Source organism: Sphingomonas sp. GW821-FHT12D09 (genome assembly GCF_058807215.1).
Genome location: NZ_JBXAQL010000002.1, coordinates 370370 through 395984 on the forward strand (window position 1 = coordinate 370370; position 25615 = coordinate 395984).

Consider the following 25615-nt stretch of genomic DNA (forward strand, 5'->3'; position numbering starts at 1 on the left):
CCTTGTGCGACGCAGCAAAGCGTTGCAGCATGGAACTTGTCGGTCTTTCCGGCACTTGGGAGGCGCATGGCGGCAAGCGGGGCGTTTGACGAAATCTGGGGGCATGGCGGGCCTGACAGTCCGCGCGCCGAATTTGCTGCGCTTTCGCAGTGGCTGGCAGATACCGATGCTGCGGAATTGCAGCGCCGCCAGCAATCCGCCGAGGCTGCGTTCCGCCAGCTCGGCATCACCTTCGCAGTCTATGGCGACAGCGATGCCGCGGAACGGATCATCCCGTTCGATATCGTGCCACGGGTGTTCCTTGCCGGCGAATGGACCCGGCTCTCCGAAGGGCTGGTCCAGCGCGTCGAGGCGATCAACGCGTTCCTGGAGGATATCTACGGCGAGCGGCGCATCCTCAAGGAGGGGATCATCCCGCCCGAGCTGGTCTATCTCAACGACCAGTTCCGTGCCGAAGTGGACGGTGTCCGTCCGCCGCACGGCATCTGGGCGCATATCTGCGGCATCGACCTGGTGCGCACCGGCCCGGACGAATTCTATGTGCTCGAGGACAATGCCCGCACGCCTTCCGGCGTCTCCTACATGCTGGAGAATCGCGAGGCCATGCTCCGGCTGTGCCCCGAGCTGTTCCGCGATTTCCGCGTGGCGCCGGTGGACAGCTATCCGGACATGCTCCTGAAGACGATGCAGTCGGTCGCACCGGGCAACAATCCCAAGCCGGTCTGCGTCGTGCTCACGCCGGGGCATTTCAACTCGGCCTATTACGAGCATAGCTTCCTGGCTGACTCGATGGGCGTCGAGCTGGTCGAGGCGGCGGACCTGGTGGTCGACGATGACGTCGTCTGGATGCAGACGATCGCCGGGCGCGTGAAGGTCGACGTGATCTATCGCCGCATCGACGACGACTTCCTCGACCCGCTCGTCTTTCGCCCCGATTCGATGCTCGGCGTGCCCGGCATCATGGCGGCATACCGGGCGGGCAATGTCGCGATCCTCAACGCGCCGGGCAACGGCATCGCCGACGACAAGGCGATCTACAGCTACATGCCCGAGATCGTCCGCTTCTATTCGGGCGGCGAGGCCAAGCTGCCCAATGTCGAGACCTTCCGTTGCCGCGAGCCCGACATGCTCAAATATGTGCTCGATCATCTGCCCGAGCTTGTGGTCAAGCTGGTCGATGGATCGGGTGGATACGGCATGCTTGTCGGCCCGACCGCGACCAAGCAGCAGATCACCGACTTCCGCGCCGCGCTGATCGCCGAGCCGCACCGCTATATCGCGCAGCCGACGCTGGCGCTCTCGACGGTGCCGACCCTGGTCGAGCAGGGCCTGGCGCCGCGCCATGTCGATTTCCGCCCCTTCGTGCTGACCGGTAGCGACGGCGTCCGCGTCGCGCCCGGCGGGCTCACTCGGGTGGCGCTGCAAAAGGGCTCGCTGGTGGTGAACTCAAGCCAGGGCGGCGGCACCAAGGACAGCTTCGTGCTGCTCGACGACGGGGCATGACGCGATGCTGATGCTCTCCCGCACCGCCGCGGCGCTCTACTGGCTCGGCCGCTATCTCGAGCGGGCCGACTTCATCGCCCGGCTGGTTGAGGCAACGATCCGCCTCGACGCGCTTTCCACCCGCCCGGCCGGCGAGGCGGCATGGCAGAGCGCGCTCGCCGTCACCTATACCGACAAGGCCTTTGCCGAGACCGGACTGGACATGAGCCAGCCCAATGTCGCGCGCTTCCTCACGCTCGATGCCAGTCATTCCGGCTCGATCATCCGCTGCCTGGAAAGGGCGCGCAACAATGCCCGGGCGGTGCGCACCGCGCTCACCCGCGAGGCCTGGACCGCGATCAACCGCGCCTGGCTGATGACGCAGCAGCGCTCCTCCACCGGCGGCGCCATTCCCACGCTCAACCTGCTCGAGCAGGTCAAGGGCGAGACCCGCGGCTTCGAAGGCGCGATCCACCGGATGATGCGCAACGAGGCGACGTTGCTGATCCAGCTTGGTGCCGCGGTCGAGCGGGCGGACAACACCTCCCGGCTGGTCGACGTGAAATACCATTTGCTGCTGCCCGACGACGAGCAGGTCGGCGGCGTGGTCGATCGCGACCAGTGGAACACGATCCTGCAGACCGTGTCGGCGGTGAACGCCTATCGCTGGCTCTACAATGACGGGCTCCAGCCGCGGAACGTGATCGACCTGCTGATCAGCCGCTTCGAGCTGCCGCGCAGCCTTGCCGCCTGTGTCGAGGAAGTCGTGACCCTGCTCAACGCGCTCGCCAAGCGCACCGGCCTCCAGGGCGAGGCGGACCGCATGGCGCGCGCCCGCATGGCCCGGATGCAGAAGACCAAGACCCATGACGTGATCGTTTCCGGCCTGCACGAATATCTCGAGGCGTTCGTTCGCGAGAATGACATGCTCAATGCCGCGATCGCCCGGCAATTCAGGTTCATTTAGGCCATGCGCATCGCGATCGAACACCGCACGACCTACAAGTTCAGCCAGCCGCAGGCGCGCATCGTCCAGATGCTGCGCCTCACGCCGTGCGATACGCAGGACCAGACGGTGGTGAGTTGGCTGGTCGGCGTCGATTGCGACGCACGGCTGCGCGATGCGACCGACGGCTACGGCAATGCCGTGACCATGCTCTATGCCGAAGGACCGCTCGAAGCGCTCGACATCACCGTCACGGGCGAAGTGCTGACCAGCGAGGCGAGCGGTGTGGTACGCAACGCGCCCGAGCCGTTGCCGCCGCTCTATTATCTGCGCACCACCCCGCGCACCAAGACCAGCGACGCGCTGTTCGTCTTCGCGGCGGACGGCGCCGGCACGGCGCGCGACCCGCTCGCTCAGCTCCACAGCCTCAACGCCGCCTTCCACCGGCGTTTCCCGCGCGTGCCCGACCTTCCCGATGCCGGCTGCACCGCCGCCAAGGCGTTCGAGGCAGGCAAGGCGAGTTCACGCGACGTGGCGCAGATGTTCATCGCCGCCGCGCGCGGGCTGGCAGTGCCGGCCCGCTACGTCTCGGGCTACCGCGCCGAAGATGCCGCGCGCTCGGCGCCGCATGCCTGGGCTGAGGCCTATGTCGAGGGGCTGGGCTGGATCGGCTTCGATCCCTCGACGGGCCTCAGTCCCGACGAAAGCTATGTCCGCGTGGCGATCGGGCTCGATGCGAACGGCGCCGCGGCGACCGGCGGCATGCGGATCGGGCACGGCCAGGAACAGCTGGCGGTCGACCTGCACGTCGATCAGCTCGGGGTGGAGGAATAGAGCTTTCCGCCGTCATCCCCGCGAAGGCGGGGATCCAGGGTAGCGTGGGTAGTCGAAGCAATTGGCAGCGCCGTTGCCGGAGATGCTCAGGCTCGCCGCATGCGCTCTGCCTTTGGCTCTGGATCCCCGCCTTCGCGGGGATGACGAAATTTGATTGTCGGCCTTAAGCGAACGCAGCCGCGGTCTGCGGCACCGGCATCGAGATCGGCGCCTCTTCGTCTTCCAGCACCGTCCAGCCATTGGGGCCGAGCACTTCGATCGGGCGATAGCGCGTCTTGTACGCCATCCGCTCGCTGCCCTTCACCCAATAGCCGAGATAGACATAGGGCAGGCCCGCTGCCTGGCTGCGCAGGATGTGTTCCATGATGATGAAATTGCCCAGGCCCGGGCGGCTCTCGTCATCGGCCAGGAAGAAGCTGTAGATCATCGACAGGCCATCGGCCTGTTGATCGGTGATGCAGGCGCCGACCAGGCGGCCGGGCACGCCGTCCACCGAAGGCTCGCGATATTCGATCACATAGGAGCTGACCGGTGACTGCTCGACCATGTCGGCATAGTCGTTCTCGTCCATCGCCGCCATGCCGCCGCCCGGATGGCGCGCACCCAGATAGCGCTGGAGCAGCGCGAACTGCTCCTCGGTCGCCCAGGGCTTGCAGGCGGTGATCTCGAGGTCGGAATGCCGCTTGAGCAGCTTGCGCTGGCTGGCATTGGGCTTGAACTGGTCGGCGACGACGCGGACCGAGACGCAGGCGGTGCAGCCCGCGCAGCTCGGGCGATAGGCGACCGACTGGCTGCGGCGAAAGCCGATGCGGCCCAGCGCATCGTTCAGCTCGCCGGCATGCTGGCCCGCCAATTCGGTGAAGATCTTCCGCTCCTGGCGCCCCGGCAGATACGGGCAGGGCGACGGGCTGGTGACGAAGAACCGCGGAAAACGGGAAAGTGCAGTCACCCCTGATGCCCCTTTGCTCCGGCCGGTACGTTCGGCCTGACCGGGCGACTATGCTGCCGAAATTGAAGGATGAAAAGCTGCTTTACCATGAAAGAGGGTTAACGATTCACCACTTCCCGGGAGAGCGGAGGCGTTAACCATCGGGCCGCGTAACACGCTGCCGAAAAAGCGAAATTTGCCTTGAGCCGGCATCATATCGGAAGCGGCGAATCGTGTGAATCCAGCGACGACTCGGTTCGTCGCGCGTGCGATTCGCTTCGTCCCTTTGATGTGGAACAGAAGGAGTCCTGCGGAGTCGCGGAGGATTGCGAGGCAGCAGGGTTCCTCCATGCTCTCTTCTTTCCCCGGCGAAGGCCGGGCCCAATCTTGAAGTCACGCGCCATTTGGCGCGTCTTCGCCGCGCACGCTTAATCTGGGCCTCGGCCTTCGCCGGGATAAAGCACCTTGCAATGTAGGATTTCGCCTGCTCCACACTGGTGGATGCAGGCCGGCCCTCAAATCCGTATGCGCATCGCCTACACCGTGCATCTGTGCGGGAAGGGAAAACCGGCCCCCCGTAGCCTAAACTTCGTAAACTTCCGCGGCCGCGCGCCGCCGCGAATCGTCCTACGCCAGCTCGACCAGCTGCACCTCGTACTGGGCGCGCCGCAGCGCCGTCATCAGCCGGTCGAGATGATCCCGGTCGCGCGTCTCGCACTCCACGTCCAGGCTCAGGCCCTTGGCGGGGAGGTTGGTGAAGATGCGCTGGTGCGACAGCTCGAGGATGTTGACCGAGAGCTGGTCGAAGATCTGCGCCACCTTGTAGAGCGCGCCCGGCCGGTCCTGCAGGCGGATGCGCAGCCGCGCCATCCGGCCCGAGCGGGCAAGGTCGCGCAGCAGCACATAGGCGAGCAGGCGCGGATCGATATTGCCGCCGCACAGCACGATACCCACGGTCTTGCCCTTGAAGCGCTGCGGCTCGCCGAGCAACGCGGCGAGGCCGGCGGCGCCGGCGCCTTCGACCACGGTCTTCTCGATCTGGAGCAGCAGGCTGACCGACTCCTCCAGCCGGCGCTCGCTGACCAGCACGATATCATCGACCAGTGCCTCGACCAGCTTGGACGTGATTCCGCCCGGCTCCTTCACCGCGATGCCCTCGGCCAGCGTGTCGCCGGCGCAGGGCATCTCGGTGTGGTGGATGCGGTTGTACATCGACGGGTAGAGCTCGGCCTGGACGCCGACCACTTCGATGCTGCGCCCTTCGGACTTGGCCACGGTGGCGCAGCCCGAGATCAGGCCGCCGCCGCCGATCGGGATCACCAGGGTATCGATGGAGGGCACGTCCTCGAGCATCTCGAGCGCGACCGTGCCCTGGCCGGCGATGACGCGGGGATCGTCGAAGGGATGGATGAAGGTGAAGCCGTGCTCGGCCTCCAGTTTCCGCGAATGCGCATAGGCGGCGTCGAACGTCTCGCCTTCCAGGATCACATTTGCGCCGTGACCCTCGGTCTGCGTCACCTTCACGATCGGCGTGTTCTTCGGCATCACGATCGTGCTCGGGATGCCGAGCCGCGTGGCGTGATAGGCGAGGCCCTGGGCATGGTTGCCGGCGGATGCGGCGATCACGCCCTTGGAACGCGCTTCCTCGTCGAGCTGGAGCAGCGTGTTGAGCGCGCCGCGCTCCTTGTAGGCTGCGGTGAACTGAAGGTTCTCGAACTTGAGATACACCGTCGCGCCGGTCAGGTCCGACAGCGTCTTGCTTACCAGCGTCGGCGTCCGCACGATCTGCCCCGCGATGCGCGCCTGCGCCGCACGGACGTCATCGAACGAAACGGGCAGCGGCGCATTCGCCGGGAGGGTCTTGGTGGCCATAGGACGCTTCGCCTAGACCATCTGCGCCCCAGGGGAAACCACGCTTCTCCTTTGCGGGCCATGTGCGGCGGGCATGATCCGGGCACATCTGGCGCGGGGGCGGAACAGGCCCTATGCCCGGGCCCATGCTGAAGCGCCTCCTGCGGCTGTTCGCCGTGCTCGCCCTCATCCTTGCTCCCACTGCCGCCATGGCGGACGGACTGATCGACAACGTCAACGGCATGACGCTGGACGAAAAGGGCGACGTGGTCCGCTTCAGCGGCATCCTGTTCAACCGCGACGGCAAGGTCACCCAGCTGCTCGGCCGCGAGGACAAGCGCCCGAAGAAGGTCGAGTGGAAGATCGACATGGGTGGCAAGACGATGCTGCCGGGCATGATCGACGGACACGGACATGTCATGGGCCTGGGATCGCAGCTGCTGCTGCTCGATCTATCGGCGACGATCTCGCTCGACGAGGCGCTGGCCAAGATCAAGGCCTATGCCGATGCCAACCCGACCAAGTGGGTCATCGGCCGAGGGTGGAACCAGGAGACCTGGAAGCTCGGTCGCTTCCCCACCGCGGCGGAGCTCGACAAGGCCGTGTCGGATCGTCCGGTGTGGCTCGAGCGAATCGATGGCCATGCTGCCTGGGCCAACAGCCGTGCGCTCCAGATCGCCAGCATCACCGCCGCGACCAAGGACCCGGCAGGCGGCCGCATCGAGCGCGATGCCAAGGGCGTGCCTTCGGGCGTGTTCGTCGATGGCGCCATGCCGCTGGTCGAGAAATTCGTGCCCCGGGCAACGCCGCGCGAGCGCAACGCCGCCTTCCTCGCCGCGCAGGACCGGCTGCTCGCGCTCGGCATCACCGCCACGGCGGACATGGGCAGCAGCGTGGACGACTGGCTGACCTTCCGCCGCATGGCGGACATGGGCCAGCTCCGCATCCGGATCATGAGCTATGCCAGCGGCGTCGAGACCGCGCTGGCGGTGGCGGGGCAGGGGCCGACACCCTGGCTCTATGGCGACAAGCTGCGCATGGGCGGGATCAAGCTTTATGCGGATGGCGCGCTGGGCAGCCGCGGCGCCTGGCTCAAGGCGGATTACAGCGATGCGCCGGGGCAGAGGGGCCTCGGCTTCCTGAGCGACGACCAGCTGCTCAACATGATGACGCGCGGCGCGATGGACGGCTTCCAGATCGCGGTTCATGCCATTGGGGATCGTGCCAACAGCCAGGTGCTCGACGCGGTCGAAGTGCTGTCCGACACGTACAAGGACGATCGCCGCTGGCGGATCGAGCATGCCCAGATCGTCGATCCCAAGGACCTGCCGCGCTTCGCCAAGCTGGGCGTGATCGCTTCGATGCAGCCGGTTCACCAGACCAGCGACATGAAGATGGCCGAGGTGCGGCTGGGGCCGGACCGGCTCGCTGGCGCCTATGCCTGGAAGACGATGCTCAAGGACGGGACCCACATCGCCTTCGGATCGGACTATCCGGTCGAGAGCCCCGATCCCTGGGCGGGCTGGGCAGTCGCCTTCACCCGCACCGACGCCAACGGCCAGCCCTTCGGCGGCTGGCGCGTGGAGGAAGCGGTGACGCGCGAGCAGGGCTGGGCGGGCTTCACCACGGGTGCCGCCTGGGCGGGGTTTGCCGAGAAGCTGATCGGGCGCCTGGCGCCCGGCATGCGCGCCGATTTCATCATCGTCGATCGCGACCCGCTGCTCGCTTCGCCCGCGGACCTGCGCGGCACCCAGGTGCTCGAGACCTGGGTGGGCGGCGCGCGCGTGTACGTGAAGAAATAGCATGGGCGGCGTATTGCCGAGGCTGCGGCTGCTGGCGGGTGCCAATTGGCGCGAGCGGATGATCGCGTCGCTGGGTGCCACGCTCGGCATCGGCTTTTCCGGTGGCATTGCGGCGCTGCTCGGCGGACATCATGCCGCCTTGCTGCTCGCTGCCCCGATCGGCGCCTCGGCGGTGCTGCTGTTCGTGGTGCCGTCGAGCCCGCTCGGCCAGCCCTGGCCGGTGATCGGCGGGACCATCGTCTCGACCGCGTGCAGCGTGTTCGCGGCGCAGTTCCTCGGCCATACCGCCTTGGCGGCTGGGCTGGCGGTGGGGCTGTCGATCATCATGATGTCGGCCACGCGATGCCTCCACCCCTCGGGCGGCGGCTGCGCGCTGCTCGCGGTGGTCGGTGGACCGGAGATATTGGCCAAGGGCTATTGGTTCGCGCTGATGCCCGCCGGGCTCAACGCCGCCTTGCTGGTGCTGGCTGGCATCGCCTTTCACCGCTTCTCCGGCCACAGCTATCCGCACCGCCCGGTGCCGGCGCCCGTCCATCCGCGCATCCAGCCTGAGGATATCGATGCGGCGCTGGAGGAAGCGCATGAGAGCTTCGACGTCAGCCGCGAGGATCTGGCGGCGCTGCTCGAAGCCGCCGAGCGCCACGCGATGGCGCGGCGCAGGCGCTGACATAGAAAGGCCGCGGTCCTTGCGAACCGCGGCCCTTGCCAACCCCCGTTGGTAGTTCGTGTCAGGCTACGGCCGAAACCGGCTCCTGCGCCTCGACACCGTCCAGCTCGCGCAGCACATAGCCGCGGCCCCAGACGGTCTCGATGTAATTGTCGCCTTCGGTAGCCATGCTGAGCTTCTTGCGCAGCTTGCAGATGAACACGTCGATGATCTTGAGCTCGGGCTCGTCCATGCCGCCATACAGGTGGTTCAGGAACATTTCCTTGGTGAGCGTCGTGCCCTTGCGGAGCGAAAGCAGCTCCAGCATCGCATATTCCTTGCCGGTCAGGTGCACGCGGGCACCATCGACCTCGACCGTCTTGGCGTCGAGGTTCACGGCGAGCTTGCCGGTGCGGATGACCGACTGGCTGTGGCCCTTCGAACGGCGGACGACCGCATGGATGCGCGCTACCAGCTCTTCGCGGTGGAAGGGCTTGGTAACGTAATCGTCGGCACCGAAGCCGAACGAACGCACCTTGGAGTCCATCTCGTTAATGCCCGACAGGATCAGCACCGGCGTCTGCACGCGGGCGACCCGGACCTTCTTGAGAACATCGTACCCGTGCATGTCGGGCAGGTTCAGGTCGAGCAAGATGATGTCGTAATCATAGAGCTTGGCCAGGTCCAAGCCCTCCTCGCCGAGGTCCGTCGTGTAGACGTTGAAACCCTCGGTCGTGAGCATCAGCTCGATCGCCTTGGCAGTGCTCGGCTCGTCTTCGATCAACAGCACGCGCATCGTCAAAGTCCCCTTGCCCGCAGGCTGCCTAGCCCCAATGAAAAGGCATGCCTCGGACGATTCATTAACCTAAGCTTGTCTGAAGGCAAAAGGTTAATTTCTCCCTAACCGGCCTAGGTCCACGAGTCGTAGGGAATCTACCTAAGAGCGGACTCAATTTCGTTACGGAGTCGAGTCCTTTCCCAGGAATTCGCCACAGGTTTTGCGCAGGCGATCGGTGAGGAATTCGATCAGCGCCTCGACGCGAGCCGGGCGCAGCGTGCCGGGGGGCGTCAGCAGATGGAGTCCGGCGGCGCTGGCCGACCAATCCTCCAGGACGGACTCCAGATTGCCGTTGGCGAGTTCGCCGCCGATCAGGAAGTCGGGCAGGCGGGCGATGCCCAGCCCGGCGCGCAGGGCGGGGATCATCGCATCGCCGCTGTCGGTGCGGATCGGCCCATCGACGCGAACCGCGGCTTCCTCGCCGCCGGCCTTGCGGAAGCGCCAAACATCCGGATTGGACGTATTTGTGTACACGAAGCAGGCGTGATGGGCGAGGTCGGCGGGATGGCGCGGGCGGCCTGCCTTGTCGAAATAGCTGGCCGCGCCGACGATGTGCATCACCACCGGCCCGATCCGCCGCGCCCGCAGCGACGAGTCCGGCAGCTCGGCGATGCGCAGCGCGATATCGATCCCCTCGCCGACGATATCGACGAACGCATCGGACAGGCGCAGCTCCACCTTGATGTCCGGATAGAGCTTCATGAAGTCGGCCAGCACCGGGGCTACTGCCTGGATGCCGAAGGTGAGCGGCGCCGCCACGCGCACCAGTCCCGCGGGAGCACTGGCGGATTCGAAGGCGGCTTCCTCCGCTGCCTGGCCTTCGCTCAGGATGCGCTGGGCATATTCGGCCAGGCCGCGGCCGCTGTCGGTGAGGGTCAGCCGGCGCGAAGTGCGATGGAAGAGCGTGGTGCCCAGCCGCCCCTCCAGGCGGGTGATCGCCTTGGACACGGTGGCCTTTGAAACTGCCAGCGCGTCCGCGGCGGCGCTGAACGAGCGGTGCTCGACCACTGCGGCGAAAACGGCCCAGGCTTCGAAATCGGGGATTTTCATCTAGTGTCTCCGTCCGGCGCTCAGCTGCGCCGCGTGTCGTGGCGATCCAGTTCACTTCCCAGCGCTTGCGCCATCTGCCGAGAAGGCTTGTTCGAACCGCGCGGAATTGCGTGACGTCCGAAATCCTTCTGCCCGTCGCCGTCCGCGGCGGCAGCGGTGGGACAGGTGCTGGGAGCCTTTAGCGCCAGTGCGGGAACGGGCAGGGCGAGCAGCACGGCGCAGGGGCGAAGTCGGCGAAGCACATGCGGCATGGCGGCTGCTTTCGGCTATGGACCCACCCAATCTAGCAGCTTCGCCGGCGAATGGAAGCATATCGAAACGATCGGTTTCCAACGTTTCCATTTACGGTCCGATCCGGGTCCCTATCTTCTGCTCAACACCAGGAGGTTTACACCCCATGATCGACAAACGACCCTTTGATACGCTTGGCCACGCCGACCATGGCTGGCTCAACGCCCGCCACCATTTCAGCTTCGCCAACTATTACGACCCTGCCCGCATGAACTGGGGTGCGCTGCGCGTCTGGAACGACGACGAGATCGCTGCCGGCGCCGGCTTCCCGGCGCATCCGCACCAGGACATGGAGATCATTACCTATGTCCGCCAGGGTGCGATCACGCACCAGGACTCGATGGGCAACAAGGGCCGCACCGGCGCCGGCGATGTCCAGGTGATGAGCGCTGGCACCGGCGTGCGTCACGCAGAGTATAATCTCGAGCCCGAGACGACGACACTCTTCCAGATCTGGATCATGCCGCGCGAGCGCGGTGGCCAGCCGAGCTGGGGCGCCAAGCCTTTCCCCAAGGGCGATCGCTCGGGCAAGTTCGTCACCCTGGCAAGCGGCTTCGCCGACGATGACGACGCGCTGCCGATCCGGGCCGACGCCCGCGTCCTCGGCGCCACGCTCAAGGCCGGCGAGAGCGTCACCCACCAAGTGGGTGCCAATCGTCACGCCTATCTGGTGCCTGCCGTCGGCACGATCGAGATCGACGGCGAGCGCGTGGATGCCCGAGACGGGGCCGCGCTCGCCAGTGGTAAGACCTACACCATCACCGCGATCGAGGACGCCGAAATCGTCCTGGTCGACAGCGAATAATCAGGAAGGGAAGCAACCATGTCCAAGATCCTCGTTCTCTATTACTCGTCCTATGGCCACCTCGCGAAGATGGCCGATGCCGTGGCCGAAGGCGCCCGCAGCGCCGGTGCCGAGGTCGATGTCCGCCGCGTTCCCGAGACTGCGCCTGCCGAAGTCGCGGCTGCATCGGGCTTCATCGCCGATCACAGCCACCCGGTGCTCGACGACGTCAACGAACTCGCCAACTATGACGGCATTATCGTCGGGGCGCCGACCCGCTTCGGCCGGATGGCGAGCCAGATGGCGAGCTTCTGGGACCGCGCCGGCGGCGTCTGGTACCAGGGCCAGCTGAACGGCAAGGTCGGCGGCGCCTTCACGTCGACCGCCACCCAGCATGGCGGCCAGGAGACAACGCTCTTCTCGATCATCACCAACCTGCTGCACTTCGGCCTGAACATCGTCGGCCTCGACTATGGCTTCCAGGGCCAGGGCGGTGTCGATGAAGTGAAGGGCGGCACGCCCTACGGCGCCAGCACCATCTCGGACGGCGACGGCAGCCGCCTGCCCAGCCAGGTCGAGTTGGACGGCGCGCGCTATCAGGGCCGCAAGGTTGCCGAGCTGGCCAACAAGATCGCGGCCCCCCACCGCGAAGCCGAGACCGCGTAAACTCCCCCTCCTGCCGCGGTCTCCAGCGACGGCGGCCGGACCTCGTGTCCGGCCGCTGTTTTTATTTGTGATGCGGCGGGAAGGGCGGGGAAGCTCGCCTGCGCCGAGGCGAAGCGCGCGAGGGCGGTCGGGGCACCGACCCAGCGCCAATGCCAGGGCTCCCAGCCCACGCCCTGCTTGTTGCCGGCAGGGAACGACAGCTCGAAGCCGAACTCGGGCGCGCGGCGCATCAGCCATTGCCCACCGGGGGTGAGGAAGAAGCATTGCTCGACCGCCCGGCAATCGCCGCCGCGCTGGATGAAGTCGATCGCATAGCCGGTGGCGTGCTCGCTATAGCCCGGCGGCGCAACGAAGCGGGCGCGTAGCGGCGCCACCGCGTCGCAATTGTCGGCGCCGGCACAGAATACCCGGCGCTGATAGGCGACCGAGCGGAAGCAAGATACTGCGCCGAGATCGATGCCCTCCGCTCGAGCGGCGCTCAGCAGTCGCTCGAGATCGAACACGACCTCGCGGGCCACGGTGCAGCCCGGCAGGCTGGGCACCGGCAGCAGCGCGGCGGGATCGGTCTCGTCATAGGGGAGGTGGTTGAATAGACGTGCCACCGATGCGGTCGCTGGCGGGGGCGCGGCGTCCTCATGGGCATGGGCCGCCAGCGGCGCGAGCAGGAACAGGGCGAGTGCCGAGATACGCATACGCAACCCCAACATGCTGCCAGGATGGGCATTGCTCGTTCAAACGCCGTTCAAGCGAAAAGGCTCACGCAACTTTGCGCGTTTCTGAATCGTTGCGCAGCTGTGTCGATCGGGTCAGAAGGCCCGAAGTTGCAGCCAGGGGAGAATGAACCATGCTCGCACGAATTTCCTGCCTAGCCTTGTCCGCGGCGCTGCTGGGCGGTGTCGCCTCGGCGGCCCCGCCGGCCAGCCACGCCGCGCCCACTGCCCTGCAGCGGGTGGACGGCAATAATGTCGGCCGCGTCCGCCACACCGGCGGCGGCGCCTTTGTCGAGACCCGGCCCGGCCGGTGGGTCGAATTCGCCGATGACGGCACGCTGATCCACCGTTTCGACGAGACCAATCGCAGCCGCGACCAGGTCAACCTCTACGATCCTTCGCGCGGCGCTCGCGTCCGCCTCGATCTGCGCGGCGGCGTCATCTCGGGCATTCCGCGCACCGGCGGACCGCGCCTTCTCTACCGCATCACCGATGTCGATCCGCGCCGCAACAATGGCTGGGGTGACAATGGCGGCTATGGCGAAGGCGGCTGGGGTCGTCCCGGCGGCGGCCGTCCGGGCAATGGCGGCGGAAACTGGGGCGGTGGCCCCGGCGGTCCCGGCAATGGCGGCGGTTATCCCGGTAATGGCGGCGGCTGGGGCAGCGGTGGCGTGATCCGCGACATCGAAGTCGGCCCGCTCTGGAACCAGGGCGATGCCGATCGCAAGTGCCGCGACACCGCGCGCAACATGCGCGGCGAATGGACCGGCCAGTGGCATACTACGGTGCAGGGCCGCCAGTCGGTCTGCTCGATCCGCTTCCAGCGCTAAGCTGAAAACCCACCACCGCTGGCGCTTCGGCGCCGGCGGTGGCATGGGCGGGCGATGTTCAAGGATCGCGTGCTCTTCATCGATGGCGAGGCTCTGGTGATCGACAAGCCTGCGGGCTTGCCGGTCGATCGTCCGCGGGACCGCGCGGAAAGCCTCGAGGACCTGCTCGGCCAGCTCACCTTCGGCTTCCAGCGCCTGCCGCTGCCCGTCCACCGGCTCGACCGCGACACCAGCGGATGCCTGTTGCTCGCCCGCAACCCCAAGGCGATGAAGCGCTTCGCCCAGGCTTTCGAGGCCGGCGCGGTGACCAAGCGCTATCTCGCTGTGCTCGACGGCGAGCCCGAGGGCGACAGCGGCACGATCGAACTGGCGCTGTCCAAGATTTCGACCCGAGAGGAGGGCTGGCGGATGACCGGCGATCCCAAGGGCAAGGCTTCGATCACGCGCTGGAAGGTGATCGAGCGCAAGGACGGTAAGGCGATGGTCGCCTTTTATCCCGAGACCGGCCGCACCCATCAGATCCGCGTCCACGCCGCCGAAGGGCTGGGGGTGCCGGTGCTGGGCGACCCGGTCTATGGCCGCGGCGGGCCGGCGATGATGCTCCACGCAGCGGAACTCACCGTGCCCCGTGAAGGCAAGGACGACATCCACGCGACAGCGCCGCTGCCGGCGCGCTTCCACAATATCGGGTTCGGCCGTGGCTGAGATTCCCGACGAGGCGATCGTCGAGGAGAAGTTCCTCGCCTCGACCGGGCCGGGTGGACAGAACGTCAACAAGGTGGCGACTGCGGTGCAGTTGCGGATCGACGTGTTCAAGCTGGGGCTGGCGCCCTATGCCTATCAGAAGCTCAAGCTGCTGGCTGGCACCAAGCTGACCACCGGCGGCGAGCTGGTGATCACCGCCCGCAAGTTCCGCACCCAGGAAGCCAATCGCGCCGATGCCCGGGAGCGGGTGGGCGAGCTGATCGACAAGGCGCATGAGCGCGACGCCCGGCGGATTAAGACCAAGCCGAGCAAGGCCGCCAAGGCGCGGCGGGTGGACGAGAAGAAGGGCCGATCCCAGGTCAAGGCCGGCCGCGGCAAGGTCCGGCTGGACTGACCGCCCGCGCAATCTGTCGGTTTCGCCTCTCCCGTTCGGTCGCGCGATCGCCTACATGAAGCGCCATGTACGCCTTTGACATCGAAACCACCGACAAGGCTGAGCTCTACCGCGACCTCGCCGCCGCGCTCGATTCGCTCACCGCCGACGAGCCCGACGCCATCGCCAACATGGCGAATGTCTCGGCGCTGATCTGGCAGTATCTGCCCGATCTCAACTGGGCCGGCTTCTACCGCAATGTGAACGATGAGCTCGTCCTCGGGCCGTTCCAGGGCAAGGCCGCCTGCATCCGCATTCCGTTCGGCAAGGGCGTATGTGGTGCCGCGGCGACGACCCGCGAGACCCAGCTGGTCGAGGACGTCCATGCGTTCCCTGGCCATATCGCCTGCGACGCCGCCAGCCGCTCCGAGTTGGTGGTGCCGATCGTCGTCCAGGGCGAACTGGTCGGTGTGCTCGACCTCGACAGCCCCAATCCGGCACGCTTCGATGCCGGCGACGCGGCGGGTTGCGAAGCCTTGATGCGGATTCTCGGTCCCAGACTGGTCGGCTGACCCGGATCGGGACTCCGTTAAGCATAGGCAAAAGTGGCGCCCCGCGCGGGTAGAGCTTAATCCTTCGGCAACCATGAGAGCGGGGCGGCTCTGAGCATGGCGAAGGAGTTTATGATGCGTCACCTGTTGAAGCCGGCCGTGATGGCCACGGCGCTGCTGGCAGCACTGCCCGCCGCCGCGCAGGTGACGTCGCCTGGCCCCACTTGGGGCGGCACCCGCGGCGGTCCGATTCCCGCGCCTGGTGGCATGGGCCCGCGGAATGTGCCGATGCCGCCGCCGCCACGCGTCTCAGCCAATCCCCCGCACAATCCCGGCCCGGTGCCGACCAACATCCATACCGGCCCCGGCGTGCCCACCGCTGGCCCGCGTGTCTGGCAGAATGGCCGCTGGATGGCGCTGCCGCCGCGTGGCCGAGGCCAGAATGCCGCGCAACATGGCGGCAACCGCTGGGGCGGCCAGATCAACGGCCGCTGGTATGCCGGCACCCAGGCACCCGGCGGCTGGAACAATTATCGCCGCATGGGCCGTGGCGGGCACCTGCCCAATTACTGGATGGGCAGCGGCTTCCGCATCCCGGACTATCTGAGCTGGGGCCTCGCCGCGCCACCCGCCGGCTATTTCTGGGTCCGCTATTATGACGACGCCGTGCTGGTCGACGACCGCGGCGACGTGTGGGATTCGGTGGACGGGATCGGCTGGGCCGATGCCTATGCCGATTCGAGCGGCAGCTACTCGAACGCGTACAGCTATTCGAACGCGACCGTTGGCGGCGGCTATCGCCAGCCCATCCAGCCGGTCGATCCCAATGACTATTATGACGACGGTTACTCCAGGGGGAGTCCACCGCCGGCCGGCGCGATCGGTGCGCCGCCGGCGGTGCAGGTTCAGGGCTATTACGGCTCGGGCCAGGCTTATTACGGCGCCCAGGGCAGCTACCAGGCGGGTGCCGCCTATTATGGCGCGCCGGTCGGCTCGACCGTGATCATCACCATGCCCGCCGCGACCACAACTACCACGATCACCGAGGAAGTGATCGAGGAAGTGGCGACCACCACCACCTATGTCCGCTCGGCCCCGCGCCGCGTGGTGCGCAAGGCGCCCGTGCGTCGCTACCGCGCGCCGGTGGTAAGGTGCTGCGTCTGCGGCTGCCGCTAAGGGCCGATTCGCGGGGTTGAGCGCGCCGCGGAAGTTTACGAAGTATACGCTACGGGGGCCCGGTTTTCCCTTTCCGCGCGGTGATGCGCGGGACGTGCGACGGGTGCTGAGGAGAAGCTCGGCCTGCATCCACCAGTATGGAGCAGGCGAAATCCTACATTGCAAGTCTTCGTCATGCTGAACGTGTTCGGTGTCCAGGTGCCGCGCGCAACATCCATTGTCGAGAGTTGGACCCTGAAACAAGTTCAGGGTGACGATAAGGCTCACCGCCGCCCGAATGTCACCAGGCTCTCCGCCCCATCGGCGCCGACCGCCGAGACACCGACAAAGCTGTCGTCCACCACCACGCCCTTCAGGCTCGCCTCGGTGCCGGTGACATCGAGCTGACCCGTCCACTCCCGCGCGTCGGCGCGGCGCCAGTGGATGCGGTATTTCGCGGCGCCGGGAACGGCGGTCCACTTCACCGACGTGTCGGAGCCCAAGGCGCCGCCGATCGTCACCTTGTCGGGCGATGCCGGTGCCGAGGCCAGGCGGCGGATCGTCGCGACGTTGAGCGCAGTCACCTTGGCGAGATAGGGGAAGTCCATCTTGTCGGCGGTGTCGCCCTTGCCGGGGACGAGGTCCTGGTGCTGGGCGTCGTAATTCTCGACGCCGACCGAGAAGCGCACTGCGGGATAGCCGAGCTTCTGGAACGGCGAGTGATCGCCGCCGCGGCCGAACCGGTCGGGCCGGCGGACGAGGAAGGCGTCGAGCCCGCCGGGAATCTTGCCGGCGACCTGGTCGATCGCCTTGGCGAGCGCGCGCGAGGGGCCGTCATCCTCGCCGCCATCGGCGCGCAGCCCCTTTAGCGAAGCGGGCTCGTCGTTCTCGCCATAGGTCTCGGAAAAGACGCGCACCCGGTCTGCGACCTTGCGCCCATCGGTGCCGACGGTGTTGCCGACGATATCGTTGTTGAGCACCGCGGTGACCGTCCAGCCGCGCTCCTTGGCGGTCTCCGCCAGCAACTGTCCGCCGAACAGGCCCTGCTCCTCGCCGGAAAGCGCTGCATAGACGATCGTCGCCTTGAACTTCTCCTTCGACAGGATGCGCGCGGCCTCGAGCACCAGCGCGGTGCCCGAGCCGTCGTCATTGGCGCCCGGCGCGTCGGCGGTGGCGTTCATCACATCGGTCACGCGGCTGTCGATGTGGCCCATCACGATGACGACGCGCTTGGGATCGGTGCCGGCCTGGAAGCCGACGACATCGACGATCTGCACCCCGTTCGGCGCGCGCGGGCCGGTGAAGGTGCGGGCGATATTGGCGACTTCGATGCAGTTGCACTGGTCGCCGATCCTGGCGAGCTCGCCGGCGAACCAGCGCCGCGCGGCGCCGATGCCGCGCGTGGGGTTGTCGGGATCGGAGAGGGTGTGGCGGGTGCCGAAGCCGACCAGCTTCTCGACCGATGCCTTGAGATGGGCGGGGTCTGGCTTTTCCTGCGCCTGGGCGGCGGCGGGAAAGAGCAGGGCGAGCGAGAGCAGGGGAAGGGTGCGCATGTGGGGAGGGTGGCGCGATGGGGCGGGCGGGTCAATAACTCTCCCGCTCCCAATGGAAGAGGGATTATCAACTCAGCCGATCGATCGCGTCCATATCCAGTGCACCGGGGATGATCATCAGCGGTACCGGCAGCGTGCCCGCATCCGAGCCCGCGAAGTGCGCCACCATCGGGCCCGGCGGGCCGCTGGCGGCGGCGCCGAGCACCAGGGCGGCGATCTCGCGGTTGGCGGCGATCATCTCGTGGACGATCTTCGGCCCGTCGCCTTCGCGCACCGTGATCGAGGGCTTCAGGCCCGATTCGGTGAACAAGGTACCGGCGGCGCGGGCGACCAGCGCCTCGGCGCGTTCGCGGGCTTCCTCCTCGATCGTGGCCATCACGCCACCCCATTGGACGAAGTCCGGCTTGGGAATCAGCGCAAGGATTTCGACGTTGCCGCCGGTCTTCGCGGCACGCCTGGCAGCGAATCGCAATGCGATCTCCGCCTCCGGACTTTCGTCGATCACCACCAGATAGGTGCGCATGGATTGATCCTCTTGGTCGTGCGTTACGTGCCCCGTAGCGTCATTTCCTGCAAGCGCGTCTCTTGACCCGGGGCGGGGGGGGCGCAAAGGAGGGCGCGAACCTGCTCAGGGCTCCAACAACGGAAACCTTCATGTCGATCGAAATCAAGATGCCGGCGCTTTCCCCCACCATGGAAGAGGGCACCCTCGCCAAGTGGCTCGTCAAGGAGGGCGATACGGTGAAGTCCGGCGACCTCATGGCCGAGATCGAGACCGACAAGGCGACCATGGAATTCGAAGCGGTGGACGAAGGTGTGATCGCCAAGATCCTCGTCGCCGAGGGCACCGACAATGTGAAGGTCGGCACCGTGATCGCGATCATCGCCGGCGAGGGCGAGGACGCCTCGACCGCGGCGGCCGCGCCGGCCCCGGCGGCAGCGCCCAAGGCTGAAGAGAAGAAGGCGGAGGCAGCTCCGGCCCCTGCGCCCGCGCCGACTCCGGCATCCGCTCCGGCCCAGGCGGCTTCGGCTTCGGGCGAGCGTGTCAAGGCGAGCCCGCTCGCCAAGCGCATCGCCGCCGAAAAGGGCGTCGACCTGGCCAATGTTTCGGGTTCGGGCCCGAACGGCCGCATCGTCAAGGCGGATCTCGAAGGCGCGAAGCCTGCCGCCGCCGCTGCTGCTCCGACTGCCGCCGCCGCACCTTCGGCTGCTCCCGCCGCCGCCGCTCCGGCCGAGCACAAGCCGGTCTGGTGGGACGAATCGATCCCGCACGAGGCCGAGAAGCTCTCGAACATCCGCAAGACGATCGCACGCCGCCTCACCGAGTCGAAGCAGACGATCCCGCACATCTACCTGACGCTCGACATCCGCCTGGATGCGCTGCTCAAGCTGCGCGGCGACCTCAACAAGGCGCTCGAGGCGCGCGGCGTGAAGCTTTCGGTCAACGACCTGCTGATCAAGGCGCTCGGCGTCGCGCTGGCCCAGGCGCCCAAGTGCAACGTCACCTACACCGGCGACCAGCTGATCAAGTACAGCCGCTCGGACGTGTCGGTCGCTGTGTCGACCCCGACCGGCCTGATCACGCCGATCATCCGCGATGCGGCGAACAAGGCGGTCTCGGCGATCTCGGTCGAGATGAAGGACCTCGCCGGCCGCGCCAAGGAAGGCAAGCTCAAGCCCGAGGAATATCAGGGCGGCACCGCGTCGCTCTCGAACATGGGCATGTTCGGGATCAAGCAGTTCGAAGCGGTGATCAATCCGCCCCAGGGCATGATCATGGCGATCGGCGCGGGCGAGAAGCGGCCCTATGTGATCGACGACGCGCTGCAGGTGGCGACGGTGATGTCGGCCACGGGCAGCTTCGATCATCGTGCGATCGACGGGGCCGATGGCGCCGCGATGATGAAGATCTTCAAGGAACTGGTCGAGAATCCGTTCGGGATGATCGCCTGAACCGGAGGGCTGCGCCGATGCGCGTGCTGATCGAAGTGGTGCATATCGCGATCGGGCTGGTCGCCGCGGCGTTGATCGCCACGGCGGCGGCCTGGTCCTATCCGCGCGCGACCCAGGATATCTGGGTGGTCGCGTTCGGCTGCATGATCGCGGTGGTACTGATGGGCGTTGGCCCGGTGCGCAAGGCGTTCGCCGAGGACAAGGCAAAGCTTGCCGGCGGCACGGGGCCGCGCGCAAATGATTGAGGAAGGCGGTCAGCCGCCGCAGCAGCAGCCGGCGATCCGGGTCAGCACCATGCCGGCCGACGCCAATGCCTATGGCGACATCTTCGGCGGCTGGCTGATGGGCCAGATGGATCTTGCCGCCGGGCTGGTCGCCGCACGCCGCTCGCGCGGCCGGGCGGTCACCGTCGCGGTGGAGGGCATGAAGTTCCACGCCCCGGTGCTGGTGGGCGACGAAGTCTCGGTGTTCGCCGATATCGTCAAGGTCGGGCGCACCTCGATGACGATCGAGGTCCAGTCCTGGCGCCGCGCCCGGCACTCGGAAGAGAGCTGCCTGGTCACCCAGGCGCATTTCGTGTTCGTGGCGGTGGACGAGCACAAGCGGCCGCGGCCGATCGATGAAATCCCGGGCTGACGCCCCATATTCGCATCATTCAGAATGAAGGACTCCTCCCTTGGCTGACACCTATGACGTGATCGTGCTCGGTTCGGGCCCCGGCGGCTATGTGGCGGCGATCCGCGCCGCGCAGCTGGGCCTCAAGACGGCGATCGTCGAGCGCGAGCTGCTGGGCGGCATCTGCCTCAACTGGGGCTGCATCCCGACCAAGGCGCTGCTTCGCTCGGCCGAGATTTATCACTATATGCAGCACGCCAAGGATTACGGGCTGGTCGCCGACAAGATCAGCGCCGACCTGGAAGCCGTGGTGAAGCGCTCGCGCGGCGTCGCCAAGCAGCTCAACCAGGGCGTCACGCACCTGATGAAGAAGAACAAGATCACGGTGCACATGGGCACCGGCGTGCTGACCGCGCCGGGCAAGCTGACCGTGACCGGCGAGGACGGCAAGAAGACCGATCTCGAGGCGAAGAACATCATCGTCGCCACCGGCGCCCGTGCCCGCGACCTGCCCTTCGCCAAGACCGACGGCAAGCGCATCTGGACCTATCGCACCGCGATGACTCCGCCCGAGATGCCGACCAAGCTGCTCGTCATCGGATCGGGCGCGATCGGCGTCGAGTTCGCGAGCTTCTACAACGACATGGGCTCGGAAGTGACCATCGTCGAGATGCTCGACCGGATCGTGCCGGTGGAGGACAAGGACGTCTCCGCGCATCTCGAGAAGCAGTTCAAGAAGCAGGGCATGACGATCCTGACCTCGACCGGCGTCGACAAGCTCGAAGTCACCGGTTTGGGCGTGAAGGCGTCGATCAAGGACAAGGACGGCAAGGTCACGGTCGGTGAGTTCAGCCATGTCATCGTCGCGATCGGCATCGTGCCGAACACCGAGAATATCGGGCTTGAGACGCTGGGCGTGAAGACCGAGCGCGGCCATATCGTCACCGACGCGGCGTGCAAGACCAACATCGCCGGCCTCTATGCGATCGGCGACGTCACTGCGCCGCCCTTCCTCGCGCACAAGGCGAGCCACGAGGGCGTGATCGCCGTCGAGGCGATCGCCGGCAAGCATCCGCACGCGATGGACGTCCGCAACATCCCGGGCTGCACCTATTGCCACCCGCAGATCGCCAGCGTCGGCCTCACCGAGGCCAAGGCCAAGGAAGCCGGCTACGAGGTCAAGGTCGGCAACTTCCCCTTCATCGGCAACGGCAAGGCCATTGCTCTTGAGGAAGCCGAGGGCTTTGTGAAGACGGTGTTCGACGCCAAGACCGGCGAACTGCTCGGCGCGCACATGATCGGCGCGGAAGTGACCGAGATGATCCAGGGCTATACGATCGGCAAGACCCTGGAGACCACCGAGGCCGAGTTGATGGAGACGGTGTTCCCGCACCCGACGATCAGCGAGACGATGCACGAGGCGGTTCTCGGCGCATATGGCCGCGCTCTCCACATTTAGTTCATGCTTTTTTGCCAAACCTCCCACCAGCTTCTCGCAAACTGGTGGGAGATTTGGCGTGCGCGCGGTCAAGCTGATCCTGTCCCTGCTGCCCCTGGCCTATATCGGCTGGCTGCTGTTTCGTTTCACCGGCGAGAGCTGGAGCGACGGGTATTTGGCCCCCGGGCTGGGCCCCACGGTGCTCGGGCTGGGCGCGATCGGCCTTATCTTCTGCATTCCGGTGGTCGTCAAACTGCTCAAGCTGGCCCTGGTGTCGAGCAGCGCTGCCAAGGTGAAGCCGGGCGTGGACTTGGCGGAAGCGCCGGCTTTCGACGCAGATGCCGCGCTCGCCCGCTACATGGAGCGCAAGGCGGCGGGCGAGATCGACATGAGGATCCCCGAGGATGCGCCGCGCCCGGTGTTCGGCCGCAAGACCGGCTAGGAGCATTGCATTGAGCCGCGTGTCGCCTGCCGGACGGGCGGCGCTTGCGGCATTGTTGCTCGGCCTCCTCATGCTCGCGCTGTTCTGGCCGGGCATCGCGATGTTCGACAGCCTCAACCAGTACGCGCAAGTCACGTCGGGCAGCTATGACGACTGGCACCCGCCGGCGATGGCGCGGCTGTGGGCGCTGTTCCACGCCAGCGGCTGGCACGGCCAGGCGCCGATGTTCCTGCTGCAGATGCTGCTCTTCTGGACCGGCCTCGGCCTGATCGCGGCGGCGCTGGCCCGACAGGGTGCGCGGATCGCGGCAGGCGCGGTGCTGCTGCTCGGCGTCTGGCCGCCGCTCGCCGGCTGGCAGGTCGCGGTGCTCAAGGACAGTCAGATGGCGGGGGCTTTGCTAGCCGCGACGGGGATTGCGGCCTGGTGGCGGCTGCAGGACCGGGCGTTGCCGCGCTGGGCGGTGGCGCTGGTCGGGTTGCTGCTGGTCTATGCGACATTGGTCCGCATCAACGCCGTGTTCGCCACCGTGCCGCTCGCCTTCGGCTTGCTGGGGGCGGGGCGATGGCGGCCGGTACGCCAAGGCGCACTGATGCTGGCGGCGACGATCGCGGTGCTGGTGGCGATGCCGCTGGTCAATCATGCCATCTTCCGCGCCAGCGCGAGCGATGTCGGTCGCTCGCTGCCGATTTACGACCTGGCTGGCATCGCGCATCATGCGGGCGCCGAAGCAGTGCCGGCGCTGCCCGCGTCGGTGTGGCAGGCGGCGGAGGCGAAGCGGTGCATCCGGCCCTTGCTGTGGGATCCGCTCGGCGACCGCTGCGACTTCGTGTCGGACGGGCTGGCCGTCGCCGCGCCGGGGCGCGAGTTGACCGAGGTTTGGATCGGCGCGATCGCGCGCCATCCGCTCGCCTATGCCGCGCACCGGCTCGCGCATTGGAACGCGACGATGCGCTGGCTGGTACCGTGGCGCTACCCACTTGCCGATCCGCAATGGGATAGCGAGCCCAACGCGCTCGGGCTGGCCTCGCCTTCGCCGCGGACCGAACCGTTCCAGCGAGTCGCGGGCATGCTCGCCGAAAGCCCGCTGGGTGCGCCGATCCTGTGGCTGGTCGCCGCGCTGGCGGTGCTGGCGCTGGCCTGGCGGCGCGAGGATGCCCGAGGCCGGCTGGCGGTCACGCTTGCGCTGTCGGCAGCGCTGACCGAACTGGCTTTCCTGGTGATCAGCGTCGCCGCCGATTATCGCTATCACCTCTGGGCCATGCTCGCGACCGGGATTGCAGTCGCGCTGCTGGCAGGAGCGCCCTTGCCCAAGCGCGGTGTGCGGATCGCGCTCTCCGCGCTGCTGCTGGTCGGCGCGACCTGCCTCGCGGCGAGGATCGCGCTGCCGCCGGTCGGCGAAACTTACACCGATGCGGCTGGATAAAATCCCGCAAGGGCGGAAACCGCAGCTATAGCAGACCGTTACGCATGGGTAACATGACGGTAACGGAGAATGGGGTGGCGGGTCGCGACGACCATGAGGAGATTTGGCGCAAGTTCCACGAGGTGGTGAACATGGCGCCGGCAGAGATCGAGGAATGGCTCGAAACGGCGGAAAGCCGTAAGGTGGGCTTCAAGCGCGATGGCGGCGAAAGCATAGGCCATGCATCGGGCCGGCGGATCGTGGGGATCCTGCGAACCGACAAGGACGACCTCGACGGCGGCGACTATGCCCATATGCGCAAGGTCATCGGCTTCGTCGCCCGCCATCGCGCCCAGGGGCCGCACGAGGACTTCCGGATTCCGACCTCACGCTGGCGCTATTCGCTGATGAACTGGGGGCATGATCCGTTGAAGGACTAACCCGTCGGCATCGTGATCATATTTATACCATGGACAGGCGCCCCCGCCGGGGTAGAGGAGCGGCATGCTCACCTCCGCGATCCGCATCCTGCTCGCCGCCAGCCCGCTCGTCCCGGCGATTTTCGTCCCCGCAATGCCCGTCGAGGCGCGTCCGGCTACCGCGGCGACACCACTCGCCGCCATCGAGGCTTGGCTGGCGAAGCCCGCGGCGGCGCGCGCGCTCGACGATCCTGCACTGGCGCGCCCGCTGGGCCGCGCGGACGCGGATCGGGCGTTGGCACTGCTGGGCGCGGCGCGCATGCGCGCAGTCGCGACAAGCTCCGCCGACGCAATTGCCGCCAAGCAGATCACGATCGGTGATAAGACGCTGAAGTGGGAAAGCAGGATTTTCGGGAATGCGGCACCGGGCAAGCGCAGCCTGTGGATTTCGATGCACGGTGGCGGCAATGCCGAGGCGGCGGTGAACGACCAGCAGTGGCGGAACCAGATTCGCCTCTATGAGCCTGCAGAGGGCATCTACCTTGCCCCGCGCGCGCCGACGGATACGTGGAATCTATGGCACGAAGGGCATATCGACCCGCTGTTCCAGCAGCTGATCGACGCCCAGGTCGCGGTGAATGGTGTCGATCCGGACCGCGTCTACCTGATGGGCTATTCGGCGGGAGGCGATGGCGTGTGGCAGCTGGCCCCGCGCATGGCCGATCGCTTCGCTGCGGCGGCGATGATGGCGGGCCATCCGAACGATGCGTCGCTGCTCGGCCTGCGCAACCTGCCCTTCGCGATCTTCATGGGCGGCGCCGATGCCGCCTATGACCGCAACAGGATCGCGGCGGAGAAAACCGCCGAGCTCGATCGGCTGCGCGCGGCCGATCCCGGCGGCTATATCCACATGTCGCGCATCTATCCGGGCCTGCCGCACTGGATGAACCGCAAGGACGCGGAGGCGCTGCCCTGGATGGCGGGCTTCACCCGCGATCCGTGGCCCCGCCGCATCATCTGGCGACAGGATGATGTGACGCACGATCGCTTCTACTGGCTGCACATTCCGGATGCCGCCGCGGCCAAGGCCGGCGACACGATCACCGCAGAGGTCAAGGGGCAGGCCATCACGCTGGGCGGCACCATTCCCGCGGGCACCGTGCTGCGCCTTTCCGATCGCCTGCTCGACCTCGATCGGCCGGTGCGCGTGATCGTGAACGGGCGGACGGCATATTCCGGAAAGGTCGCCCGCACGGCATTGGCAATCCAGCAATCCCTGCTGGAACGGGCGGACCTGTCCTCCGCTGCGACGGCGGTGCTGCGGCTCGATTGAGCCGTATCACCGCCCCCG

Annotated in this window: 28 protein-coding genes; 20 read left to right on the forward strand and 8 right to left on the reverse strand. The window is 66.9% G+C overall.

Annotation, left to right across the window (positions count from 1 at the left end; genetic code table 11):
- Positions 1 to 66: 66 nt before the first annotated feature.
- From AC1RPL_RS11700 to AC1RPL_RS11710, 3 genes are read left to right on the forward strand one after another with little or no spacing between them, the layout of a single operon-like run.
- Positions 67 to 1503 carry a circularly permuted type 2 ATP-grasp protein gene (locus tag AC1RPL_RS11700; RefSeq protein ID WP_493069478.1) on the forward strand — a complete coding sequence of 479 codons (1437 nt, stop codon included), beginning with the start codon at positions 67 to 69 and terminating at the stop codon, positions 1501 to 1503.
- 10 nt (positions 1504 to 1513) lie between these two features.
- Entirely contained in the window at positions 1514 to 2449 is a 936-nt protein-coding gene (locus AC1RPL_RS11705; protein WP_493069843.1) for an alpha-E domain-containing protein, read from the forward strand.
- 3 nt (positions 2450 to 2452) lie between these two features.
- The gene (locus tag AC1RPL_RS11710) at positions 2453 to 3262 is read left to right on the forward strand and encodes a transglutaminase family protein (RefSeq protein WP_493069479.1); all 810 of its coding nucleotides are present in this window, start codon (positions 2453 to 2455) and stop codon (positions 3260 to 3262) included.
- A gap of 163 nt (positions 3263 to 3425) precedes the next feature.
- Here AC1RPL_RS11710 and AC1RPL_RS11715 read toward each other — a convergent pair whose 3' ends face one another.
- Entirely contained in the window at positions 3426 to 4211 is a 786-nt protein-coding gene (locus AC1RPL_RS11715; protein WP_493069480.1) for an arginyltransferase, read from the reverse strand.
- A gap of 606 nt (positions 4212 to 4817) precedes the next feature.
- The gene (locus AC1RPL_RS11720; protein ID WP_493069481.1) at positions 4818 to 6062 is read right to left on the reverse strand and encodes a threonine ammonia-lyase; all 1245 of its coding nucleotides are present in this window, start codon (positions 6060 to 6062) and stop codon (positions 4818 to 4820) included.
- A gap of 125 nt (positions 6063 to 6187) precedes the next feature.
- On the opposite strand from AC1RPL_RS11720, the gene AC1RPL_RS11725 reads away from it, so the two are divergent.
- Positions 6188 to 7843 carry an amidohydrolase gene (locus AC1RPL_RS11725; RefSeq protein WP_493069482.1) on the forward strand — a complete coding sequence of 552 codons (1656 nt, stop codon included), beginning with the start codon at positions 6188 to 6190 and terminating at the stop codon, positions 7841 to 7843.
- A gap of 1 nt (position 7844) precedes the next feature.
- Positions 7845 to 8510, forward strand: coding sequence for an HPP family protein (locus AC1RPL_RS11730; RefSeq protein ID WP_493069483.1), 666 nt, complete (start codon positions 7845 to 7847; stop codon positions 8508 to 8510).
- A gap of 61 nt (positions 8511 to 8571) precedes the next feature.
- Here AC1RPL_RS11730 and ctrA read toward each other — a convergent pair whose 3' ends face one another.
- The 3 genes from ctrA to AC1RPL_RS11745 form a co-directional block, all read right to left on the reverse strand.
- The gene (ctrA, locus tag AC1RPL_RS11735; RefSeq protein ID WP_493069484.1) at positions 8572 to 9285 is read right to left on the reverse strand and encodes a response regulator transcription factor CtrA; all 714 of its coding nucleotides are present in this window, start codon (positions 9283 to 9285) and stop codon (positions 8572 to 8574) included.
- A gap of 162 nt (positions 9286 to 9447) precedes the next feature.
- The gene (locus AC1RPL_RS11740; RefSeq protein ID WP_493069485.1) at positions 9448 to 10377 is read right to left on the reverse strand and encodes a LysR family transcriptional regulator; all 930 of its coding nucleotides are present in this window, start codon (positions 10375 to 10377) and stop codon (positions 9448 to 9450) included.
- A 20-nt stretch (positions 10378 to 10397) separates the two neighbouring features.
- Entirely contained in the window at positions 10398 to 10592 is a 195-nt protein-coding gene (locus tag AC1RPL_RS11745) for a hypothetical protein (RefSeq protein ID WP_493069486.1), read from the reverse strand.
- Between the two features lie 182 nt (positions 10593 to 10774).
- On the opposite strand from AC1RPL_RS11745, the gene AC1RPL_RS11750 reads away from it, so the two are divergent.
- Entirely contained in the window at positions 10775 to 11473 is a 699-nt protein-coding gene (locus tag AC1RPL_RS11750; RefSeq protein WP_493069487.1) for a pirin family protein, read from the forward strand.
- 18 nt (positions 11474 to 11491) lie between these two features.
- The gene (gene wrbA / locus AC1RPL_RS11755; RefSeq protein WP_493069488.1) at positions 11492 to 12118 is read left to right on the forward strand and encodes an NAD(P)H:quinone oxidoreductase; all 627 of its coding nucleotides are present in this window, start codon (positions 11492 to 11494) and stop codon (positions 12116 to 12118) included.
- Here wrbA and AC1RPL_RS11760 read toward each other — a convergent pair.
- Positions 12049 to 12810, reverse strand: a complete 762-nt coding sequence (locus tag AC1RPL_RS11760) for a M15 family metallopeptidase (protein WP_493069844.1) — start codon at positions 12808 to 12810, stop codon at positions 12049 to 12051. The two genes, wrbA and AC1RPL_RS11760, sit on opposite strands and share 70 nt — an antisense overlap.
- Positions 12811 to 12962: 152 nt before the next feature.
- Here AC1RPL_RS11760 and AC1RPL_RS11765 point away from each other — a divergent pair, with 152 nt between their 5' ends.
- The 5 genes from AC1RPL_RS11765 (at position 12963) to AC1RPL_RS11785 (ending at position 16463) form a co-directional block, all read left to right on the forward strand.
- On the forward strand, positions 12963 to 13658 hold the full coding sequence (locus tag AC1RPL_RS11765) for a mannan-binding protein (protein ID WP_493069489.1): 696 nt from the start codon (positions 12963 to 12965) through the stop codon (positions 13656 to 13658).
- Between the two features lie 54 nt (positions 13659 to 13712).
- On the forward strand, positions 13713 to 14363 hold the full coding sequence (locus tag AC1RPL_RS11770) for an RluA family pseudouridine synthase (protein WP_493069490.1): 651 nt from the start codon (positions 13713 to 13715) through the stop codon (positions 14361 to 14363).
- Positions 14356 to 14757, forward strand: a complete 402-nt coding sequence (gene arfB / locus AC1RPL_RS11775) for an alternative ribosome rescue aminoacyl-tRNA hydrolase ArfB (RefSeq protein WP_493069491.1) — start codon at positions 14356 to 14358, stop codon at positions 14755 to 14757. The genes AC1RPL_RS11770 and arfB overlap by 8 nt, the downstream gene beginning before the upstream one ends.
- Before the next feature lie 65 nt (positions 14758 to 14822).
- Positions 14823 to 15308 (forward strand): GAF domain-containing protein, encoded by a 486-nt coding sequence (locus tag AC1RPL_RS11780; RefSeq protein ID WP_493069492.1) that lies wholly within the window; start codon positions 14823 to 14825, stop codon positions 15306 to 15308.
- Between the two features lie 114 nt (positions 15309 to 15422).
- On the forward strand, positions 15423 to 16463 hold the full coding sequence (locus AC1RPL_RS11785; protein WP_493069493.1) for an RcnB family protein: 1041 nt from the start codon (positions 15423 to 15425) through the stop codon (positions 16461 to 16463).
- Between the two features lie 263 nt (positions 16464 to 16726).
- Here AC1RPL_RS11785 and AC1RPL_RS11790 read toward each other — a convergent pair whose 3' ends face one another.
- Both AC1RPL_RS11790 and AC1RPL_RS11795 read right to left on the reverse strand, forming a co-directional pair.
- On the reverse strand, positions 16727 to 17995 hold the full coding sequence (locus AC1RPL_RS11790; RefSeq protein ID WP_493069494.1) for a M20/M25/M40 family metallo-hydrolase: 1269 nt from the start codon (positions 17993 to 17995) through the stop codon (positions 16727 to 16729).
- Between the two features lie 67 nt (positions 17996 to 18062).
- On the reverse strand, positions 18063 to 18518 hold the full coding sequence (locus AC1RPL_RS11795; RefSeq protein WP_493069495.1) for a universal stress protein: 456 nt from the start codon (positions 18516 to 18518) through the stop codon (positions 18063 to 18065).
- A gap of 131 nt (positions 18519 to 18649) precedes the next feature.
- Here AC1RPL_RS11795 and AC1RPL_RS11800 point away from each other — a divergent pair, with 131 nt between their 5' ends.
- The 8 genes from AC1RPL_RS11800 (at position 18650) to AC1RPL_RS11835 (ending at position 25597) form a co-directional block, all read left to right on the forward strand.
- Positions 18650 to 19948, forward strand: coding sequence for a pyruvate dehydrogenase complex dihydrolipoamide acetyltransferase (locus tag AC1RPL_RS11800; protein WP_493069496.1), 1299 nt, complete (start codon positions 18650 to 18652; stop codon positions 19946 to 19948).
- A gap of 17 nt (positions 19949 to 19965) precedes the next feature.
- Complete coding sequence (locus AC1RPL_RS11805; RefSeq protein WP_493069497.1) at positions 19966 to 20193, forward strand: hypothetical protein; 228 nt, start codon at positions 19966 to 19968, stop codon at positions 20191 to 20193.
- Positions 20186 to 20584 carry an acyl-CoA thioesterase gene (locus tag AC1RPL_RS11810; RefSeq protein WP_493069498.1) on the forward strand — a complete coding sequence of 133 codons (399 nt, stop codon included), beginning with the start codon at positions 20186 to 20188 and terminating at the stop codon, positions 20582 to 20584. The genes AC1RPL_RS11805 and AC1RPL_RS11810 overlap by 8 nt, the downstream gene beginning before the upstream one ends.
- A gap of 40 nt (positions 20585 to 20624) precedes the next feature.
- Positions 20625 to 22022, forward strand: a complete 1398-nt coding sequence (gene lpdA / locus AC1RPL_RS11815) for a dihydrolipoyl dehydrogenase (protein ID WP_493069499.1) — start codon at positions 20625 to 20627, stop codon at positions 22020 to 22022.
- A gap of 58 nt (positions 22023 to 22080) precedes the next feature.
- Positions 22081 to 22443: a hypothetical protein gene (locus tag AC1RPL_RS11820; RefSeq protein WP_493069500.1), complete on the forward strand. Its 363-nt coding sequence runs from the start codon at positions 22081 to 22083 to the stop codon at positions 22441 to 22443.
- 19 nt (positions 22444 to 22462) lie between these two features.
- Entirely contained in the window at positions 22463 to 23866 is a 1404-nt protein-coding gene (locus AC1RPL_RS11825; RefSeq protein WP_493069845.1) for a hypothetical protein, read from the forward strand.
- 74 nt (positions 23867 to 23940) lie between these two features.
- Positions 23941 to 24285 (forward strand): DUF3140 domain-containing protein, encoded by a 345-nt coding sequence (locus AC1RPL_RS11830; RefSeq protein ID WP_493069501.1) that lies wholly within the window; start codon positions 23941 to 23943, stop codon positions 24283 to 24285.
- Positions 24286 to 24349: 64 nt separating this feature from the next.
- On the forward strand, positions 24350 to 25597 hold the full coding sequence (locus tag AC1RPL_RS11835) for a hypothetical protein (RefSeq protein ID WP_493069502.1): 1248 nt from the start codon (positions 24350 to 24352) through the stop codon (positions 25595 to 25597).
- The last annotated feature ends 18 nt before the right edge of the window (positions 25598 to 25615 follow it).